This window comes from Bacillus sp. TCT6, assembly GCF_056033845.1.
Map to the genome: position 1 here is coordinate 5,200,001 of NZ_JBVYHX010000001.1, position 2,500 is coordinate 5,202,500.

6 tRNA genes and 2 rRNA genes (2 of these 8 cut by a window edge) are annotated in these 2,500 nt (G+C 51.5%); all 8 read left to right on the forward strand.

What is annotated here, in order from left to right:
• Positions 1-1,748, forward strand: a 23S ribosomal RNA gene (locus AC0ONG_RS26675); it begins 1,174 nt to the left of the window's first position.
• Positions 1,749-1,849: 101 nt separating this feature from the next.
• Positions 1,850-1,965, forward strand: a 5S ribosomal RNA gene (gene rrf, locus AC0ONG_RS26680).
• A gap of 4 nt (positions 1,966-1,969) precedes the next feature.
• Positions 1,970-2,045: transfer RNA gene (locus AC0ONG_RS26685), tRNA-Val, on the forward strand.
• Positions 2,046-2,049: 4 nt separating this feature from the next.
• Positions 2,050-2,125, forward strand: a tRNA-Thr gene (locus AC0ONG_RS26690).
• Positions 2,126-2,138: 13 nt separating this feature from the next.
• Positions 2,139-2,214 (forward strand) — tRNA-Lys (locus AC0ONG_RS26695).
• Positions 2,215-2,228: 14 nt separating this feature from the next.
• Positions 2,229-2,309, forward strand: a tRNA-Leu gene (locus tag AC0ONG_RS26700).
• A 29-nt stretch (positions 2,310-2,338) separates the two neighbouring features.
• Positions 2,339-2,413, forward strand: a tRNA-Gly gene (locus AC0ONG_RS26705).
• 16 nt (positions 2,414-2,429) lie between these two features.
• Positions 2,430-2,500 (forward strand) — tRNA-Leu (locus AC0ONG_RS26710) (it continues 18 nt past the right edge of the window).

The following is a 2,500-nucleotide window of genomic DNA, read 5'->3' on the forward strand; positions in this document are numbered from 1 at the left end:
ATGTACCGGGGCTAAATACACCACCGAAGCTGCGAATTGATACCGATGGTATCAGTGGTAGGGGAGCGTTCTAAGTGCAGTGAAGTCAGACCGGAAGGACTGGTGGAGCGCTTAGAAGTGAGAATGCCGGTATGAGTAGCGAAAGACGGGTGAGAATCCCGTCCACCGAATGCCTAAGGTTTCCTGAGGAAGGCTCGTCCGCTCAGGGTTAGTCAGGACCTAAGCCGAGGCCGACAGGCGTAGGCGATGGACAACAGGTTGATATTCCTGTACCACCTCTTTATCGTTTGAGCAATGGAGGGACGCAGAAGGATAGAAGAAGCGTGCGATTGGTTGTGCACGTCCAAGCAGTTAGGCTGATAAGTAGGCAAATCCGCTTATCGTGAAGGCTGAGCTGTGATGGGGAAGCTCCTTATGGAGCGAAGTCTTTGATTCCCCGCTGCCAAGAAAAGCTTCTAGCGAGATAAAAGGTGCCTGTACCGCAAACCGACACAGGTAGGCGAGGAGAGAATCCTAAGGTGTGCGAGAGAACTCTGGTTAAGGAACTCGGCAAAATGACCCCGTAACTTCGGGAGAAGGGGTGCTTTCTTAACGGAAAGCCGCAGTGAATAGGCCCAAGCGACTGTTTAGCAAAAACACAGCTCTCTGCGAAGCCGTAAGGCGAAGTATAGGGGGTGACACCTGCCCGGTGCTGGAAGGTTAAGGAGAGGGGTTAGCGTAAGCGAAGCTCTGAACTGAAGCCCCAGTAAACGGCGGCCGTAACTATAACGGTCCTAAGGTAGCGAAATTCCTTGTCGGGTAAGTTCCGACCCGCACGAAAGGTGTAACGATTTGGGCACTGTCTCAACCAGAGACTCGGTGAAATTATAGTACCTGTGAAGATGCAGGTTACCCGCGACAGGACGGAAAGACCCCGTGGAGCTTTACTGTAGCCTGATATTGAATTTTGGTACAGTTTGTACAGGATAGGCGGGAGCCATTGAAACCGGAGCGCTAGCTTCGGTGGAGGCGCTGGTGGGATACCGCCCTGACTGTATTGAAATTCTAACCTACGGGTCTTATCGACCCGGGAGACAGTGTCAGGTGGGCAGTTTGACTGGGGCGGTCGCCTCCTAAAGTGTAACGGAGGCGCCCAAAGGTTCCCTCAGAATGGTTGGAAATCATTCGTAGAGTGCAAAGGCATAAGGGAGCTTGACTGCGAGACCTACAAGTCGAGCAGGGACGAAAGTCGGGCTTAGTGATCCGGTGGTTCCGCATGGAAGGGCCATCGCTCAACGGATAAAAGCTACCCCGGGGATAACAGGCTTATCTCCCCCAAGAGTCCACATCGACGGGGAGGTTTGGCACCTCGATGTCGGCTCATCGCATCCTGGGGCTGTAGTCGGTCCCAAGGGTTGGGCTGTTCGCCCATTAAAGCGGTACGCGAGCTGGGTTCAGAACGTCGTGAGACAGTTCGGTCCCTATCCGTCGTGGGCGTAGGAAATTTGAGAGGAGCTGTCCTTAGTACGAGAGGACCGGGATGGACGCACCGCTGGTGTACCAGTTGTTCTGCCAAGGGCATAGCTGGGTAGCTATGTGCGGAAGGGATAAGTGCTGAAAGCATCTAAGCATGAAGCCCCCCTCAAGATGAGATTTCCCATAGCGTAAGCTAGTAAGATCCCTGAAAGATGATCAGGTTGATAGGTTCGAGGTGGAAGCATGGTGACATGTGGAGCTGACGAATACTAATAGATCGAGGACTTAACCATATAATATGAAGCAATGTTATCTAGTTTTGAAAGAATATAAAAAACTTGTTGACTTTAAAAGTTAAATGAGTTACAATAATTCTTGTCTTAAATGAATACAGTCTGGTAATGATGGCAGAGAGGTCACACCCGTTCCCATACCGAACACGGAAGTTAAGCTCTCTAGCGCCGATGGTAGTTGGGACCTTGTCCCTGTGAGAGTAGGACGTTGCCAGGCAAATGGAGGATTAGCTCAGCTGGGAGAGCACCTGCCTTACAAGCAGGGGGTCGGCGGTTCGATCCCGTCATCCTCCACCATTTAGCCGACTTAGCTCAATTGGTAGAGCAACTGACTTGTAATCAGTAGGTTGGGGGTTCAAGTCCTCTAGTCGGCACCAGTTTTAATTTTGAGAGCCATTAGCTCAGTTGGTAGAGCATCTGACTTTTAATCAGAGGGTCGAAGGTTCGAATCCTTCATGGCTCACCATTTTAATGAAATATGCGGGTGTGGCGGAATTGGCAGACGCACTAGACTTAGGATCTAGCGCCTTTGGCGTGGGGGTTCGACTCCCTTCACCCGCACTTTTAATAAAATATCTCAAACACGTCTTGCGGAAGTAGTTCAGTGGTAGAATACAACCTTGCCAAGGTTGGGGTCGCGGGTTCGAATCCCGTCTTCCGCTCCAATTTTCAATATGACATGCCGGGGTGGCGGAACAGGCAGACGCACAGGACTTAAAATCCTGCGGTGGGTGACCACCGTGCGGGTTCGA